The organism is Streptoalloteichus tenebrarius (assembly GCF_024171885.1).
Lineage (GTDB): Bacteria > Actinomycetota > Actinomycetes > Mycobacteriales > Pseudonocardiaceae > Streptoalloteichus > Streptoalloteichus tenebrarius.
In genome coordinates, this window is the sequence record NZ_JAMTCP010000059.1 from 1 (window position 1) to 16979 (window position 16979).

General features: G+C 71.6%; 14 protein-coding genes and 1 riboswitch. Of the genes, 3 read left to right on the forward strand and 11 right to left on the reverse strand.

Annotated elements, in window-relative coordinates; translation table 11 throughout:
• Positions 1 to 116 precede the first annotated feature (116 nt).
• Both LX15_RS29590 and LX15_RS29595 read right to left on the reverse strand, forming a co-directional pair.
• Positions 117 to 368, reverse strand: a complete 252-nt coding sequence (locus LX15_RS29590) for a hypothetical protein (RefSeq protein WP_253674163.1) — start codon at positions 366 to 368, stop codon at positions 117 to 119.
• A gap of 226 nt (positions 369 to 594) precedes the next feature.
• Positions 595 to 1821 (reverse strand): macrolide family glycosyltransferase, encoded by a 1227-nt coding sequence (locus tag LX15_RS29595; RefSeq protein WP_253674165.1) that lies wholly within the window; start codon positions 1819 to 1821, stop codon positions 595 to 597.
• A gap of 77 nt (positions 1822 to 1898) precedes the next feature.
• Between LX15_RS29595 and LX15_RS33340 the strand changes: the two genes are divergently transcribed.
• Positions 1899 to 2519 carry a TetR/AcrR family transcriptional regulator gene (locus LX15_RS33340; RefSeq protein ID WP_253674167.1) on the forward strand — a complete coding sequence of 207 codons (621 nt, stop codon included), beginning with the start codon at positions 1899 to 1901 and terminating at the stop codon, positions 2517 to 2519.
• Between the two features lie 122 nt (positions 2520 to 2641).
• Here the strand turns inward: LX15_RS33340 and LX15_RS29605 are convergent, their stop codons facing one another.
• From LX15_RS29605 to LX15_RS29625, 5 genes are read right to left on the reverse strand one after another with little or no spacing between them, the layout of a single operon-like run.
• Positions 2642 to 3418: an enoyl-CoA hydratase gene (locus LX15_RS29605; protein WP_253674169.1), complete on the reverse strand. Its 777-nt coding sequence runs from the start codon at positions 3416 to 3418 to the stop codon at positions 2642 to 2644.
• Complete coding sequence (gene mmsB / locus LX15_RS29610; protein WP_253674171.1) at positions 3415 to 4284, reverse strand: 3-hydroxyisobutyrate dehydrogenase; 870 nt, start codon at positions 4282 to 4284, stop codon at positions 3415 to 3417. Before mmsB ends, LX15_RS29605 begins: the two co-directional genes overlap by 4 nt.
• The gene (locus LX15_RS29615; RefSeq protein WP_253674173.1) at positions 4281 to 5315 is read right to left on the reverse strand and encodes an enoyl-CoA hydratase/isomerase family protein; all 1035 of its coding nucleotides are present in this window, start codon (positions 5313 to 5315) and stop codon (positions 4281 to 4283) included. The genes mmsB and LX15_RS29615 overlap by 4 nt, the downstream gene beginning before the upstream one ends.
• Positions 5312 to 6451: an acyl-CoA dehydrogenase family protein gene (locus LX15_RS29620; RefSeq protein ID WP_253674178.1), complete on the reverse strand. Its 1140-nt coding sequence runs from the start codon at positions 6449 to 6451 to the stop codon at positions 5312 to 5314. The genes LX15_RS29615 and LX15_RS29620 overlap by 4 nt, the downstream gene beginning before the upstream one ends.
• Before the next feature lie 8 nt (positions 6452 to 6459).
• Positions 6460 to 7965, reverse strand: a complete 1506-nt coding sequence (locus LX15_RS29625; protein WP_253674179.1) for a CoA-acylating methylmalonate-semialdehyde dehydrogenase — start codon at positions 7963 to 7965, stop codon at positions 6460 to 6462.
• Positions 7966 to 8158: 193 nt separating this feature from the next.
• Positions 8159 to 8332: riboswitch (cobalamin riboswitch) on the reverse strand.
• 2214 nt (positions 8333 to 10546) lie between these two features.
• On the opposite strand from LX15_RS29625, the gene LX15_RS29630 reads away from it, so the two are divergent.
• On the forward strand, positions 10547 to 10960 hold the full coding sequence (locus LX15_RS29630; protein WP_253674180.1) for a cysteine/serine endopeptidase inhibitor: 414 nt from the start codon (positions 10547 to 10549) through the stop codon (positions 10958 to 10960).
• Positions 10961 to 11252: 292 nt separating this feature from the next.
• On the opposite strand, the gene LX15_RS29635 is transcribed toward LX15_RS29630, so the two are convergent.
• On the reverse strand, positions 11253 to 11864 hold the full coding sequence (locus tag LX15_RS29635) for a TetR/AcrR family transcriptional regulator (protein WP_253674181.1): 612 nt from the start codon (positions 11862 to 11864) through the stop codon (positions 11253 to 11255).
• A gap of 100 nt (positions 11865 to 11964) precedes the next feature.
• Here LX15_RS29635 and LX15_RS29640 point away from each other — a divergent pair, with 100 nt between their 5' ends.
• A complete protein-coding gene (locus tag LX15_RS29640) occupies positions 11965 to 12915 on the forward strand; it encodes a beta-ketoacyl-ACP synthase III (protein ID WP_253674184.1) in 951 nt (316 codons plus the stop codon).
• An 81-nt stretch (positions 12916 to 12996) separates the two neighbouring features.
• Here the strand turns inward: LX15_RS29640 and LX15_RS29645 are convergent, their stop codons facing one another.
• The 3 genes from LX15_RS29645 to LX15_RS29655 all read right to left on the reverse strand — a co-directional run bounded on the left by LX15_RS29645 (position 12997) and on the right by LX15_RS29655 (position 16967).
• Positions 12997 to 14019: a methyltransferase gene (locus LX15_RS29645; RefSeq protein WP_253674186.1), complete on the reverse strand. Its 1023-nt coding sequence runs from the start codon at positions 14017 to 14019 to the stop codon at positions 12997 to 12999.
• Between the two features lie 79 nt (positions 14020 to 14098).
• On the reverse strand, positions 14099 to 16306 hold the full coding sequence (helR, locus tag LX15_RS29650; protein WP_253674188.1) for an RNA polymerase recycling motor ATPase HelR: 2208 nt from the start codon (positions 16304 to 16306) through the stop codon (positions 14099 to 14101).
• 277 nt (positions 16307 to 16583) lie between these two features.
• On the reverse strand, positions 16584 to 16967 hold the full coding sequence (locus LX15_RS29655; RefSeq protein WP_253674190.1) for an NUDIX hydrolase: 384 nt from the start codon (positions 16965 to 16967) through the stop codon (positions 16584 to 16586).
• Positions 16968 to 16979 lie beyond the last annotated feature (12 nt).

Sequence of the window (16979 nt, forward strand, 5' to 3'; positions counted from 1 at the left end):
CTTCGTCCGTCTCCCGGCACCACCCCGGACTTACGCATTACTCGTCTAGGTGGCGATGGCCTGGATCGGACTCGGTATTCCTGTGGGGAGGGCGCGACCTGCCGGGATGGAGGCGACTACCGGAGCGCCCTGGTGCGCTCCGGGTAGTCCTCCGTCCTCCGCCCGCGCGGGGCGTACCCCTCGGGCAGGGGCTCCCGGACCGCCGCAACAGGGCCGCTCGCCCCGGGCGTCGAGCCGCGAGTCGCCAGCAGCCAGACCAGGAACACCCCCAACGAGACCACCAGGGACGTCGTCAGCGACCACACCCAGCCGGCTCCCCAGGAACCCTCGACCATCGGGGCCGACATGCTCGTCAGGATCACGTCCATCTGTTCCTCCTTCGGACTTGGCCTCTCGGTCTCGGCGCCGAACCACGTCTCCACAGTGGGCCACGGGGCAGGCCGGGGGACAGGGCCGGCCGTTTCCTCTCGCCAGGGACCTTCGGCAGGTCGGGAACAGGGTCTGAGTTCGGCGGGAGGGGCGGCGAGAGGTGGGTCCGTCGCCGCCCTCCAGCGCTGAAGACGGCCGGTGGTGACGTGTTCGTCCAGCCCCGGCTCAGTGTTTCGTCGCCAGGAAGGACGTGATCAGGTCGGCGGCCGCGGTGGCCCCACCGCCGGCGGTCAGGCGCTCGCCCAACGTCCTCGCGCCGGTCCGCAGCGACGGGTCGGTGAGGGCGCGGTCCACGGCGGCGCGAAGCTCGGCGGGCGGGACGGGGCGGTTGGCCAGGTGGTGTCGTAGCACCACACCAGCGCCCGCCTCCGTCACGGCGCCCCCGATGGCGAGTTGCTCGACCTGCTGGGGAAGGACGACGAGCGGCACCCCGTGGGCCAGCCCCTCCAACGCGCTGTTCATGCCGCCGTGGGTGACGAACACGGCCGCGCGGGCGAGCACGTCGAGTTGCGGCACGGAGGTCCGGACGAGCGTGTTCGCCGGTGGCCTCCCGAGGCTCGCGGGATCGGTGTGCTTGCCGACGGCGAGCACGACCCGCGCGGGCAGGTCGCCCAGGGCGGTGAAGCAGTCGCGGAAGAAGGCGTCCGTGCCGGCGTGGAGGGTGCCCAACGAGACCAGCACCACCGGTGCGGAGCCGTCGAGGTGCGCGGCCAGTTCGGGGTCGAGACGGTCGGCGCGGGTGTCGCGGTCGATCGTGGGGCCGACGAAGTGGCAGCGGTCGTCGATTCGCGGGTCCGGCTCCTGGAGTTCACGCGGGATCGGGAAGATCGTCAGGTCACCCCGCATGGGCAGGGTCGGGGAGGGCGGGTAGACCCGCTTGCCGAACCGACGCACGATCCGTTGCCTCCCCGCCACCGCGCCGGGGATGTGCGGCAGCATCGGCCACATCGAGTGCAGCTTCTCCCGCCCCTTCAGGCGTTTGAAGGCCGACGTGCCCAGCAGGCAGGTGGTCATCAGCGAGATCTTCGGCAGGTCGAGGGTCGCCGCGGCCACGTACCCCCACACGGCGTTGGAGTCGAAGGCGACGGCGTCCGGCCGTCGTGCCCGCAGCTCGTCCACCAGGAACGGCACGAGCGTCTCGGCCGCGGCCAACAACCGGCGGACCACGAGCACCGGCCCGCCGTTGCTGGTGGCCTCGGCGATGTCCCGCGAGGTGATCGTCCCCGTCGGGTACGCGCGGAACTCGGCGCCCGTGTGTTCCACGGCCGGGCGGAACTCCTCGTCCGTGTAGTAGGTGACCTCGACTCCGCGCTCCACCAGCGCGCGTACCACGGGCACGCTCGGGTTGACGTGCCCGGACGCGGGCATCCCCGCCACGACGATGCGACTCACCTGCACCCCTCCTGAAGTTACGTCGGCTATAAAGTTACACCCCGATGTAAGCATAGTCTTCGGTGTAAGGTCGCCTCGTGGTCGCGGAGTCCCGGCGGGAGCGGAAGAAGCAGCAGGTCAGGAACCAGCTCGTCGAGGCGGCGATCCGCCTGTTCGGCGAGCAGGGCTACGAGCGCACGACGGTCGCGCAGATCGCCGCCGCGGCCGACGTGGCGACGAAGACGTTCTTCAACCACTTCGGGAGCAAGGAGGACGTGCTCTTCGTCGACTCCGGCCGGCACGCGGAGATCGCGCTGGGGGTGATCGCCGACCGAGGGCCGGACGAGAGTCCGGCCGACCTGCTGCTGCGGCTGTACGAGGCCATGCGGGAGGACTTCCTCGCCCAGAGCGCCGCGCGCGACCCGGAGCTGATGCGGTCCTACGCCCGACTGCTGATGTTGGAGCCCGCGCTCCACGCCCTCGCGCTGCGCCGGAGCCTGGACCTCCAACGGCGCATCGCGGACGCCCTGGCCGAGGCCTACCCGGACACCCTTGACCCGGTCAGCGCCTCAGCCGTGGTCGGCGCGATGGTGGGCGCGGCGCAGGGCGCGGCACTGAGGAGCCTGGAGTTGGGCGAGTCCGAGGAGCGGTTCTGGGTGACCACGCGACGTGGCGTGGAAATCGGCCTGTACGGGTTCGGCCGAGCCATCTTCGGCTGACCATCTTCGGCTGAGCCATCTTCGGCAGGGACGCCGGACAGCGGTGGCCGGAACGCGGGTGCGCTCCGACCACCGCTGTCCCAAGGCGAGGACCAGGAACTCCTCGCCGAACCGTCTCGGTCTCAGTCGTGGAACCGCGCCGGCCGCTTCTCGACGAACGCGGCCATGCCCTCCTTCTGCTCCCTCGTGGCGAAGGTCGCGTGGAACACGCGCCGCTCGAACAGGATGCCCTCGGACAGGGTCGTCTCGAACGCCCGGTTCACCGCCTCCTTCGCCAGGATCGCGGCGGGCGTGGCCATGCCGGCGACGGTCCTGGCGATCTCCAACGCTTCGTCCAGCAGGGTGTCGGCGGGCACGACCCGTGACACCAGCCCGCAGCGTTCCGCCTCGTGGGCGTCGATGCGCCGGCCGGTCAGACACAGGTCCATGGCCTTGGCCTTGCCGATGGCCCTGGTCAGCCGCTGCGACCCTCCCATGCCCGGCAGCACGCCGAGGGTGATCTCGGGCTGGCCGAACGACGCCGTGTCGGCGGCGACCAGGATGTCGCACATCATCGCCAGCTCACAGCCACCGCCCAGGGCGTAGCCGGCCACGGCCGCGACCAGCGGGGTGCGGACCCGGGCGAGGGCGTCCCACCCCGCGAACCAGTCGGCGGCCAGGACCTCGTCGAACGACTGGTCCTTCATCTCCTTGATGTCCGCGCCCGCCGCGAACGTCCGGTCGGAGCCGGTGATCACGATCGCGCCCACCGACGGGTCGCGGTCGAGCGCGGTCGCCGCCTCGGTCAGCTCGGCCATCACCCGGAGGTTGAGCGCGTTGAGCGCCTTCGGCCGGTTGAGTCTGATCAACGCGACCCGGTCGGCGGGCCGCTCGACCAGGATCGTCTCGTGCTCGGTCACGCGTCGTCCTTCCGCAGGGTGGTGATGATGGCGGAGAAGTCCCGCCCGGGGCCGTCGACCTCCACGAACCGCGCGTAGGCCTCGCGCGCGGCCCGACCGAACGCGGTGTCCACGCCCGCGGCCCGCGCCGCCGCCTCGGCCAGGCCGAGGTCCTTGAGCATCAGTCCGCTGGCGAAGCCACCGGTGTAGCCGCGGTTGGCCGGACTGGTGGGCACCGGCCCCGGCACCGGGCAGTTGACCGTCAACGCCCAACACTGCGCCGACGACGTGGCGGCCACGTCGAACAACGCCTGGTCGGTCAGGCCGAGTGCCCTGCCCAGCGCGAACGCCTCGCTGACCGCGATCATGGACACGCCCAGGACCATGTTGTTGCAGATCTTCGCCGCCTGGCCGGCCCCGGCGCCGCCGCAGCGCACCACGCGCGCGCCCATGGCGAGCAGGATCGGCTCGGCCAGGTCCAGCGCCCGCGCCGAGCCGCCCGCCATGAACGTCAGGGTGCCCTCGGTCGCGCCGACGACCCCGCCGGAGACGGGCGCGTCCACCGCGAGGTGCCCCTCGGCCTCGACCAGCCCGGCGGCGGCCCTGGCGTCCTCCACGTCGATGGTGGAGCTGTCGACCAGCAGCGTGCCGGGGCGCAGCGCGGGCAGGATCTCCCGGTAGCAGTCCAGGACGTGCGTGCCGCTGGGCAGCATCGTGACCACGGCGTCCGCCTCGCGCACCGCCTCCGCCGCGCTCGACATCCGGCGCACGCGGTCGTGGCCCGCCCCCGGCGCGGGGTCGTAGCCGTGGACCTGGAAACCCTTGGCGACGAGGTTGGCGGCCATGGGGCCGCCCATGTTGCCCAACCCGAGGAACGCGACGATCACGAGTGACCTCCTGTCAGCCTGAAGGGGATCTCGGGTTCGGCGAAGTGCGCCGCGACCACGTCGTCGTCCACTTCGGACAGTGTCGCCGGGGACCACCGGGGGTTCCGGTCCTTGTCGATGATCTGGGCGCGGATGCCCTCGGCGAGGTCGTGTCCGCGCAGGCAGGCCGCCGACACGCGGTACTCCTGCTCCAGCACCGACTCCAGGTCGGGCAGGTCGCGGGCGCGGCGCAACGCGGCCAGGGTGACCTTCAGCGCGGTCGGTGACCTGGCCTCGATCTCCTTGGCCACGGCGTCCTCACCGTGGTCGGTCAGCCGCGCGAGGATCTCCTCGACCCGGTCGGCCGCGAAGCAGGCGTCGATCCAGTCCGCCTGCGCCGCCAACCGCGACTCGCCCGGCGGTCGGGCGTGCGTGGCCACGGCGGCCTCCGGCTCCGCCCCGTCGAGCAGGTCGGCGAGCAGCGCGGGGAGCCGGTCCGAGGGCACGACCAGGTCGGCCAGTCCACAGTGGATGGCGTCGGCGGCCGACAGCGCCGTCCCGGTCAACGCGGCGAAGGTGCCCAGCTCCCCGGGAGCGCGGGACAGCAGGTAGGTCCCTCCCACGTCCGGCACCAGGCCGATCCCGACCTCCGGCATGGCCAGCCGGGTCCGTTCGGTGACGACGCGGACGGTGCCGTGCGACGACACCCCGACCCCGCCGCCCATGACGACGCCGTCCATGAACGCCAGGTAGGGCTTGGGGAACCGCGCGATCCGCGCGTTCATCCGGTACTCGTCCGCCCAGAACGCCAACGACGCGGTGCCACCCGCGCGAGCGTCCTCGTAGATGGACCGGATGTCCCCGCCGGCGCACAGGCCCCGCTCACCCGCGCCGTCCACGACGACCAACCGGACCGCGTCGTCGGCGGCCCAGTCGACCAGGGCGGCGTCGATGAGCCGGACCATCCCGTGGGTGAGGGCGTTGATCGCCTTCGGTCGGTTCAACGTGATCCGGCCAACGCCCCGCTCGACCCGGATGTCCACTTCGGTCACGACGCGGCCCCCAGCATGTCGCGCGCCACGATCACCCGCATGATCTCGTTCGTCCCTTCCAGGATCCGGTGGACCCGCAGGTCCCGGACGATCTTCTCCACGCCGTACTCGGCGAGGTAGCCGTAGCCACCGTGCAGTTGCAACGCCTCGTCCGCCACCGCGTACGCCGTGTCGGTGACGAACCGCTTGGCCATCGCGCACAACGCCGTCGCGTCGGACGCGCCGTCGTCCAGCGCGGCCGCCGCCCGCCACAGCAGGGTGCGGGCGGCCTCCAGCGAGGTGCGCATGTCGGCCAACCGGAACCGCAACGCCTGCGCGGAGGTCAGGGGAGCGCCGAACGCGTGCCGGTCGCCCAGGTAGGCCACCGCCTTGTCCAGCGCCGCCTGCGCCCCGCCCAACGAGCACGCCGCGATGTTGAGCCGACCACCGTCCAAAGCGGACATCGCCACCGCGAAACCGCTGCCCTCCCTGCCGAGCCGGGCGCTCACCGGCACCCGCACCCCGTCCAACACCACCTGGCGGGTCGGCTGGGCGTTCCACCCCATCTTGACCTCGTTCGGGCCGAACGACAGCCCGGGCGCGCCGTCGCGCACCACGAAGGCGGAGATGCCGCGCGCGCCCGCCCCACCGGTGCGCGCGAACACCAGGTACACGTCGGAGGACCCCGCGCCGGAGATGAACTGCTTCACCCCGTCCAGGACGTACTCGTCGCCCTCACGCCGCGCGGTGGTGCGGATCGCCGCCGCGTCCGACCCCGCGCCCGGCTCGGTCAGGCAGTAGCTGCCGAGCGCGCTCATCGAGCACAGGCCGGGCAGCAACGTCCGGCGCTGCGCGTCGTCGCCGTGCCGGTCGATCGCCCAGGCCACCATGTTGTGGATGGACAGGTACGCGGCGATGGCGGGGCAGCCCTCGGCCAACGCCTCGAACACCACGGCGGCGTCCATCCGGCCCAGCCCGCTGCCGCCGTGCTCCTCGGCGACGTAGATGCCGCCCATGCCCAGTTCGGCCGCCTTGCGCAGCACGTCGACCGGGAAGTGCTTGGTCTGGTCCCACTCCACGGCGTGCGGGGCCAGGTGCTCGGCGGCGAAGTCGGCCGCCGTCTCGCGCAACGCGCGCTGGTCGTCGTTGAGTCGCATGCTCCACCTCAGCCCATCGTCGGCATGACGAAGCTGGCCCGCTCCTTGACGCCGCGCGGCCAGCGCTGGGTGACGGTCTTGGTCCTGGTGTAGAAGCGAACGGAGTCGGGGCCGTGCTGGTTGAGATCGCCGAACCCGGACCGCTTCCACCCGCCGAAGGTGTGGTAGGCGACCGGGACCGGGATCGGCACGTTCACCCCGACCATCCCGGTGTTCACGCGGGAGGTGAAGTCGCGCGCCGTGTCGCCGTCCCTGGTGAAGATCGCGACGCCGTTGCCGTACTCGTGCTCGCTGGGCAGCCGCAGCGCCTGCTCGTAGTCGTCGGCGCGCACCACGCACAGCACGGGGCCGAAGATCTCCTCCCGGTAGACGCGCATGTCCGGCGTGACCCGGTCCAGCAGGCTCGGCCCGAGGTAGAAGCCGTTGTCGTAGCCGAGAACGCTCACCTTCCTGCGGTCCACGACCAGCTCGGCGCCCTCCTTCACACCCAGGTCCACGTAGTCGCTCACCCGGCGTACCGCCTCGGCGGACACCAGCGGCCCGAAGTCGGCCTCCGGGTCGTGGGACGGGCCGACGCGCAGCGAGCGCACCCGCTCGGCGAGCTTGGCGACCAGCGCGTCGGCGGTGGCCCGCCCGACCGGGACGGCCACCGAGATCGCCATGCAGCGCTCGCCCGCCGAGCCGTAGCCCGCGCCGACCAGGGCCTCGACCACGCCGTCGAGGTCGGCGTCGGGCATGACGATCAGGTGGTTCTTGGCTCCGCCGAAGCACTGGGCGCGTTTCCCGGCGGCGGTGGCCCTCTCGTACACCTGCTGCGCGATGGCGGTCGAGCCGACGAACCCGACCGCGGCGACGCGGGGGTCGGCCAGCAGGGCGTCCACGGCCGTGGCGTCCCCGTTGACCACGGTGAACACGCCCGGCGGCAGGCCGGCCTCGGTGAACAGCTCGGCCAGCCGCAGCGGCACCGAGGGGTCGCGCTCGGACGGCTTGAGCACGAACGCGTTGCCGCACGCGATCGCCGGCGCCGCCTTCCACAGCGGAATCATCGCGGGGAAGTTGAACGGCGTGATCCCGGCGACCACGCCGAGCGGCTGGCGCATCGAGTACACGTCGATCCCGGTGCCCGCCGACTCGGTGAACTCGCCCTTGAGCAGGTGCGGGATGCCCGCCGCGAACTCCACGACCTCCAGTCCGCGCTGGATGTCGCCCCTGGCGTCGGCCACGGTCTTGCCGTGCTCGGAGGCCAGGACGGTGGCCAGGTAGTCCACCTCGTCGCGGACCAGTTCGAGGAACCGCAGGAGCACGCGCGCCCTGCGCTGCGGGTTCCACGCGGCCCATTCGGGCTGGGCCCGCGCCGCCTCGGTCACGGCCGCCCCGACCTCCTCGGCGGAGGCCAGGGGCACGCGCGCCACCACGGCGCCGGAACTGGGTTCGTGGACGTCGCCGAACCGGCCGGACGTGCCCGGCACGCGCCTGCCGGCGACGTAGTGGGTCAACTCGGGTGTACTGGACATGCTCGCTCCGCGGGAGATCGGCGCGGCCCGCGTTCGGCGGGCGCCGCGCGAGGGGAGCCGCGGCGGGGTGCGCCGACGGCCGGGGGAGGGGACGAGGAGGAGCCGCTAGGGGGACACCCGCGACCAGCGCCGGAGGTGCGGATCGGGCGCACGCCAGCCGAAAGCGGTCATCGTGTGTGCTCCATCCTCGTGGACGACACGGACATCCGCGGCCGGTATCCTGGCTCCCGGATCATCACCCGGCCCCGGCCTTCCCGACTCGCGTCAGTGGCCTCGCATGGGGTCGTGCTCCCCGGTCACAGTGGCGGGACCGCGCCGGACTCGCACCGGCTTCCCTGCACCGCGGACCACTGCCGACCATAAAGTAGGTCTTCCTACTATGTCGAGTCCTACGAACCCTGGATCGGTGCCGAGAGGCCGTCCCCGCTGGTTCGTTCGGGGTCGAACCAGCAGGCAGACAACGGTGGAGCGCCGGTGACGGGTGGGAAGAACCTGACCGCCGCGCCGCCGGAGTCGCGGCCCGCTCCGGGCCGGCAGCTCCTCCTCGGGCTCGGGTGGGCGAGCCGGTACGGCGTGTCTGACGGATTCGGGAGCCAGGCGAGCAGGCCAACAAGCTCCATCTCACCGAGGTAGTCGCGGGCCAGCCGGTCGTGGCGGGTGGCGATGCGGCGACAGCCCTTGCACTGGTTGAAGCAGCGCTCGACCATGGTGCGTCGCGTGTGTCGATCTGCGGCTGTCGGCGCGGGGACGTCCGCCGGGCGAGCCGCGACGGCGACGGCGGAGACCGGCCAGACCCTCCTCGAACACGGTGGTGCCGTTGGCGTTGCCGGCGGTGAGCACGATCGACAGCGGCCTGCCCCGTGCGGTCGACAGCGGAGGTGGATCGTGGTGGTCAGGCCACCACGGAAGCCTCCGATGGCGTGATTAGCCGGCTCCGCAGGTCGGAGTCCTGTGATGCGACGTCCTGTGATGCGACCACGCCCCCTGTGTCACGGGGAGGGGGAGGGCCGCGCTGTGCTGGCGGACCCCGGGGACAGGCTGGAGTCCACCTGCACCCACCCAGTCCCCGCTCCCTGGCCAGGTCGGCCCGCGCACGGACCTGGTCGACCAGGCGACCCCAGGTGCCGTCCGCGCTCCGGCGTGACCGCCGCTCATCCAGCGTCTGCCACGGCCCGAACCGTTCCGGCGCCTCCCACCAGAGGCACACCCAGTCGGGTCCTTGGCGGCGATGCTCTCGATCACCTGAGGCGGGATCACACCACCCTGCCGCCCTGACACGGCGACCGATCCGGCGACAACGGCTCCCACACCGCCCCGCGCCACATCCGACACCAATTCCCTGTCCATGAACCAGGACTCCGCCGAGCCCCAACAACAAGATCATCAGACACGCCCAAGCACCCGGGCGCCTGATCGGACGGATGACGCGGTGGTCAGCGGGCTCCGCAGGGCAAAGTCCTGTGATGCGACGTCCTGTGATGCGACCACGCCCCCTATGTCACGGGGAGGGAGGGCTGCGCCGTGCTGGTGCACCCGGAGACAGGCAGGAGCCCACCGACACCACCCAGTCCCCGCTCTCGGGCCAGGTCTGCCCGCCCACGGACCTGGTCGACCAGGTGCTCCAGGTGCCGTCCGCGCTCCGGCGTGACCGCCGCTCATCCAGCGTCTCCACGGCCCGAACCGTTCCGGCGCCTCCCGCCAGGGCACAACCGATCCGGTCCTTGGCGGCGATGGTCTCGATCACCTGAGGTGTGGTTACGCCACCTGCCGCCCCGACGCGGGGACCGGTCCGGCGACAACGGCTCCAACACCGGCCGCGCCGCATCGGACAGCGACTCCTTGCCCAGGAATCAGGGCGCTGCCGGACCCCAACATGGAGATCCAGCAGACACGCCTTGGGCGGCCGGCGAGACCGGCGCCTTCGGATGTTCCACATCGGAGGGTGAGTCAGGGCTCGCGCGACCTCCCGATTGCGACGTTCCTGGCGCGTGTGGATTCGGGACAGTTCGGTTCGCGTGATCGTTGTCAACGGGGGCCGCGCACCTGATGCGCGTCCGGTTTGCGGAGCGCGCGCGGCCGCACGGCTAGGGCGGTTCGCCCGCGCCTTTTTCGTTGGTGTGCCGGGGATGCCAGGACGGTTCCCTGTGTCCGACCTGTCGCCGTCCTGTTGTCTCGCTTGCGCGAGACGAGGTGATGTTCGACCGTGTGCGCGACGCGAAGGGCGAGTCGCGTCGACGGCATCTGATGCCGGGTGGTGCCAGAACGTGTGGTTCCGCGGGGAGGTTGGCTGGTGTGGACCCCTTGTCCCCTCCACCTCCGACCATCGTCATCTCCGGATGGAGACACCATGAGTGCGTCACGCCCGCTGAAGCCTGTCGCGGTCACCGCCTCCTTCTCCTTCGTGGTCGCCGCGCCATCCGGGATGACCGTTTCGTCCGACGTGGACACGCCGGCGCCGCACGCCCGGGGATCGCATCCCTCTCCCTCGTGGACGACCCGAGCGGCGACCCTTCCACTGACCACTCTGCGAAAACCCTTACCGCAGAAGTAAAAAACCGAGATCATTCGAGGTGACACAACAGTGAGAAAGATCGGCAAGTCGCTGGCCGTGCTGGCCGCCGCCGTGGCCCTGCCCCTGACCCTCTCCGGCACCGCGGAGGCGTCCATCCCCTTCGGCAAGGAGATCAAGGGCAAGGCCACCTATTACGACGACTCGGGCTACGGCGCCTGCGGGACGCGCATCAACGCCGACCGCGAGATGCTCGTCGCCGTGCCGGCCGCGTACTGGACGACCTCCAACCCGAACAAGGACCCGCTGTGCAAGAACGTCTCGGTTGAGGTCACCTACAAGGGCAAGACCATCAAGGTGCCGGTCAAGGACCAGTGCCCCTCCTGCGACAGCAAGCACATCGACCTGAGCCGCGCGGCCTTCGCGCGTCTGGCGGACACCGATCTGGGCCGTATCGACGTGACGTGGAAGTTCGTCCGGTCGTGAGGTAGGTGGCCGCTGGGGGCGCCTCGTCCACGCGAGGCGCCCCGTGACACTGCGAGAGCCGGCGACATTCCGCTGGTGTGGTGGGAAACCGGCGGGAGCGCCGAGAAGACAGTCCACTATGGACTACAGAAGAGTGCGTTGGCGACCGCGAGACAGCGAGGGGGAGCTGTCCGGGCCGTAGCGGTGAGCGCGGGCCAGCGCTGCTCCAGGCACGTCGACCACGATCGCCCTCTGACAAGCAGGTCTCTGAGGGCGCGACGCGGTCGAGCCTCCTGACGGCTTCCGCGATCCATCAGACGTGCCCTGGCTTGCCGAGGAGCCGATGGAGCGCGCGGCGTGCGTAGGTCGACGCCCGCTGGTCACGCTGGAACTGGAGGAAGTGGTTGAGCGCCAGCATGGTGGCCACCAGGTCGTAGACGAACTGGTCAACGTCCGTGTCCTCCGGCAGGTCTCCGACGCTGACCGCACGCCGGACGTGGATGCGCAGTTCCCGCTGCCACAGGGTGTTCATGGCCGCGATCGCGTCACGGACGGGTCCGCTCCGCCCGTCGAACTCCGCCGCGACCGCGGTGAAGAAGCAGCCGCCGGGCAACGGGCTCCGCTCCAGGTACGACACCCATGCCTCGCAGACCGCCCGCAGTCGGGGCAGGCCCGGTCGCGCGTCCCGGGCGCGTTGGGGCACCTCGCGGGCGAACGCCTCCGCCGCCGTCTCGATGACGGCGAGCTGGAGGCTCTCCTTGGTGCCGAAGTGCCCCAGCACGCCGGCCTTGCTCATGCCCGTCTCGGCCGCGAGTCGGCCGATGGTCAGACCCTCCAACCCCTCGACGGAGGCGATCTCCAGGCCGCGGTCGAGGATGCGTCGCCGGGTGTGACGGGTCTCGACGACGGACTTCCGAGGGCTCATGAGGGCGCAGCATAGCGTGTTTAGCTTCCGACCGATCGGTTGCTATCTTGCTCGACGCCGGCATGCCGTGCCGGTCCCAGCCCGACAGAGGGGAAGCACCGTGCCCGGATCCCGCATCGTCGCCCTCGGCCACCACCAGCCGTCCCGCGTGCTGACCAACACCGACCTGGAGGGCATCGTCGACACCAGCGACGAGTGGATCCGGCAACGCACCGGCATCGCGACCCGCCGGATCGCGGCCGAGGACGAGTCCGTCACCGACATGGCCGCCGCCGCGGCGGCGAAGGCCCTCGCGACCTCCGGCCTGGACCCGGCCGAGATCGGCATGGTCACCGTCGCCACCTGCACCGCCATCGACCGGTGCCCCTCCATCGCCGCCCAGGTCGCCCACCGCCTCGGCATCCCCTCCCCGGTCTGCTTCGACCTGAACAACGCCTGCGCCGGCTTCTGCACCGCGCTCGCCTGCGCCGACCACGCCGTCCGGGCCGGAGCCGCCCGGCACGCGCTCGTCATCGGCGCGGAGAAGATGTCGGACGTCACGGACTGGACCGACCGCGGCACCTGTGTGCTGCTGGGCGACGGCGCCGGAGCCGCCGTGATCAGCCGTGCGGACACCGCCGAGGCCGTGATCGGCCCCGTGGTCTGGGGCTCCGACCCGACGCGGGCGGACGCCGTGCGGTTGGTGGGCGCCTGGCAGCCGCGCTTCGCCCAGGAGGGCCGGGCGGTCTTCCGCTGGGCCACCACGGAACTGCCCGCCGTGGCGCGGGAAGCCTGCGAGCGCGCCGGCATCACTCCCTCTGATCTCGCCGGCGTGGTCACGCACCAGGCCAACCTGCGGATCGTCGAGTCGCTGACCCGGCAGCTCGGGCTGAGCGACGACGTCGTGATCGCCAGGGACGTGGTGGACTCCGGCAACACCTCCGCCGCGTCCGTCCCGCTCGCGCTGTCCAAACTGGTCGAACGCGGGGAACTGCCCACCGGCGCGCCCGTGCTGCTCTTCGCCTTCGGCGGTGGTCTGTCCTGGGCCGGTCAGGTCGTCACCAGCCCGTGAAGGCCCGCCCGTCACTCTCCACAGGGGACGGTGTTCGCCCGTTCACGACGTCCCGCCGGCCCGTCGTGCCGGGACCAGGGGTCATGTGGTGGTGGCGAGGCGGAACTCCAGGAGGCAGCGCTGGTCGGTCAGGTCGGACACGGCGTCCAGCACCAGCCCGTGGGCCGCGGCGAGGGCGCGGAACTCGTCGATCCGGCGTTCGCGGCCACCGAAGATCACGAGCATGGCCAGGTCCATGTCGGTGCCGGCCCGCCGCCCACCGACCGGTTCGATGACCAGGACGCGACCGGTCGGTTGGGCGGCCTCGGCGCAGCGGGCGAGAATCCGGTGGGCGTGCTCGTCGTCCCAGTCGTGCAGGATGTCGCACAACAGGTAGGCGTCCGCCCCCGCCGGGAGAGGGTCGAAGAAACTCCCCGCCGTCGCCTGTGCTCGGTCGTCGAGCTGGTGCGCGCTGAAGGTGCGGCTGGCCTCGGTCGCGGTGGGCTCCAGATCCACCAGGTGGCCGCACATCCCGGGGTTGGCGGCCAGGATCGCGGCGAGGAGCGTGCCGCGACCGCCGCCGACGTCGACGAGGGAGCCGAAGCGGCCCCAGTCGTAGCCGGCGACGATCCCCGGCACCTGCTCACGGAACCGCTGTGTCATCTGCTGATCGAACGACTCGCGCAGGTGAGGGTGTTCGGCGAGGTCAGCCCAGAAGTCCTGACCGTAGCGGCGGAAGTAGGCGCCCTGGCCGGTGGTCACGCTGTGCAGGAGTTCGACGAACGCCAGCTCGGCGCGACCACCGGCCCGCTCCAGGTGCAGGAGGTTGATCAGGTTGTTGTCGGCGTCAGCGCAGAGCACCGCTCCGTAGTCGGTGGTCCGGTAGCCGGTGCGCGCGTGCTCCACGATCCCCAGAGCAGCGAGGTGATTCAGCAGGAGTTCGAGCGCGACGGGTGACAGGCTGAGTTCGGCCGCCACCTGCTGAACACCAGCGCCCTCACCACGCAGCCGGTCCGGCAGGCCCAGGGTCACCGCGACCCGCAGAGCCATCGGCGTCGCCAACCCGGCCAGGTTCTGGATCGCCGCGACAGCGTCGTGATCGTTCACGACGCTCCACGGTCGCATGCCCGTCAACCAAGAAACAGGCCCCTTCGTGTGGTCGCGGGTGGGGTGTGGCAGGGGGTGTGTTGTCCCGCGCCCATCGTCACGAGGACGATTGCTGGCCAGCCTGAACGGGTGCCTCGACCCTGGTGAGCCCGGACAGGGCCTGCGGCAGCGGTCCCAGGTGCAGGACGCCGAGGCGTTGGGTGGCGCGGGTCAGGGCGACGTAAAGCTCGGCCGCGCCCCGCGGGCCGTCGGCGAGGATGCGCTCCGGCTCCACGACCAGGACGGCGTCGAACTCCAGACCCTTCGTCTCCGAGGGCGGCACCGCGCCCGGCACACCAGGCGGCCCGATCACGACGCTGGTGCCCTCCCGGCCGGCCTCGGCCCGGGTGAACTCCTCGATGGCGGCGGGCAGCTCGTCCTCGGTGACGCGCCTGGCCCACGGCCGGACGCCGCACGAGCGGACCGACTCCGGCGGCCGGACCCCCGGCGCGAACTCGGCCAGCAGGGCGGCGGCCACCTCCATGATCTCCGAGGGGGTCCGGTAGTTCACGGACAGCGACCGGTAGACCCAGCGGCCGGGCACGTACGGCTCCAGCACCTGGCCCCACGAGGTCGCCCCGGCCACCGACCGCCGCTGGGCGAGGTCGCCGACGATCGTGAAGGACCGGCTGGGGCAGCGCCGCATCAGCACCCGCCAGTCCATTTCGGACAGTTCCTGTGCCTCGTCGACCACGACGTGCCGATAGGTCCAGTCCCGGTCCGCCGCCGCGCGCTCGGCCAGCTCCCTGGTGTCGCGCTCGGCGAACCGCTCGGCCAGGTCCTCGGCGTAGAGCAGGTCCTGGGCGAGCAGGTGGTCCTCGTCGTCCATCAGGTCGCGGCGGTCGTCCACCTTGAGGATGTCCAGCACGCCCTCGGCGTACGCGATCTCGGCCTCCCGTGCCCGCTCGGCGGCCCGGTCGACCGCCCTGTCACGGCCGAGCAGGTCGACCAGCTCGTCGAGCAGCGGGACGTCCGACACCGTCCAGGCGTCGCCCTCGGCACGCCACAACGCCGGGTCCGCGCCGGCCGCCCGGAGTCGTTCGCGGGAGGAGTACAGCTCCGCCAACAGCGTCCGCGGCGTCAGGATCGGCCACAGCTCGTCGAGCGCGGCGGTGAACGCGTCGTGGTCCGCCAGCTCCTTGACCAGCCCCGCCTTCACCCGCTCCCACTCCTCGCGGTTCTCCCTGGTCAGCCAGCCCCGCCCGATTCGGGCCGTCGCCCGCTCGGTGAGGACGTAGGTGACGATCTCGGCGAACACCGCGCGGGCCTCGTTGTGCGGCAGCCCGCTGGCCCGCGCCTCCTCCCTGGCCCACTCCGCGGTCTCGGCGTCGATCCGCACCGTGACGCCGCCCAGGGTGATCGGCACCGGCTGTTCCGGCAGCCGCTGCCGGTCGGCGATCGCCGCCGCGAGCACGTCGAGGATCTTCAGCGAGCCCTTGAGCCGCGCGGCCTCCGGGGTGTCCTCCTCGGTGACGCGCAGGCCGGGCACGAGGTCGCCGGTGGTCATGAACACCACGTCGGACTCGCCCAGCGACGGCAGGACCCGGCTGATGTGGTTCAGGAACGCCGGGTTGGGCCCGACCACGAGCACGCCGTGGCGTTCCATCCGCTCCCGCTGGGTGTAGAGCAGGTACGCGACGCGGTGCAGCGCCACCACGGTCTTCCCGGTGCCGGGGCCGCCCTCGATCACCAGCACCCCCGGGTGCTCAAGCCGGATGATGGCGTCCTGTTCGGCCTGGATCGTGGCCACGATGTCGCGCATCCCGTCGCCGCGCGGCGCGTTGACCGCCGCGAGCAGGGCGGCGTCCCCCCGCTCGCCGCCGCCGGGGCGGCCGAACACCTCGTCGGTGAAGTCGACCACGTCGCGTCCGCGCATGTGGAACTGGCGCCGCCGCCGCATGTTCTCCGGGTTCGCGCCGGTGGCCGTGTAGAACGGGCGCGCCGCCGGCGCCCGCCAGTCGAGCAACAACGGCGCGTACTCGTTGTCCTCGTCGAGGAGGCCGATCCTGCCGATGTAGAGGCGTTCGCCGGAGAGGGAGTCCAGTCGGCCGAAGCACAGCCCGTTGTCCGCGACGTCCAGCCGCTTCGCCTCCCTGGCCAGGGCCCGCACCTCGACATCCCGCTCCATGGGGGTCGCGCCGCCTCCCCGCAGCGCCGCGCGGTACCTGCCCTTCACCCGCGCGCGCTCGGCGTCGAGCCGCGCGTAGAGCCCGGCCACGTAGCTCCGCTCGGATCGCAATTCGTCCTCGTACCTCTGAGTTGACACATTCCCCTCACGGCGACGTCACTGAAGGCGGGTTCGACGTGTCCGGAAACACGAAGGAGCGAGGTCCCCAGCTCGATGGTCCTGGAGCGCCGGCCTGGTGCGCGGGTCCCTCGTGACCGGTGATGTCGGCAACAACACACAGGTGTGTGGTGTTCTCCCGCTCCCTCGGGTTCTGACTTTCGGACGGCGATTCTGCGGCATGCCCAGGGCCTTGCCGCAAGCCCCCCTGCGCGCTGTATGTTGGAAATGGAAAGAGCGGGCGCGCCTCTTTCCTCGATCATCCTCCCGTGGGCGCGGCACGGTCCTTGACCTGTTGTGGACCGTTCGCCGACAACGCCGCGGCCGACCGGGGTCGGCCAGGGCCGCACGAGGGCGCGAGAGCGCCGCCCCGTCGCGTGGCGATCCGAGGCGGCGCCGTCGCCTGTCCGGCCCAGATCGTGATCTTGTCCAGCAGGGTTGCCTGGCCCACCGCGAGTTCGTCGCGTTCGGGGTCGCCCAGCGGCAGCCAGGAGAAGTGCAGTGGCGTCGGCGGGCGTTGCCCGTCGTGCGTCTCGGCGCCGTCCCACCGCTCCGGCGGCTGCCCTTGGCGGAAGACCGCCAACCGTCCCTCGTGGACGACGAAGGCCACCACCTTCCGCACGGTCTTCTTCACTTCACGCACTCCTGTTCCCAT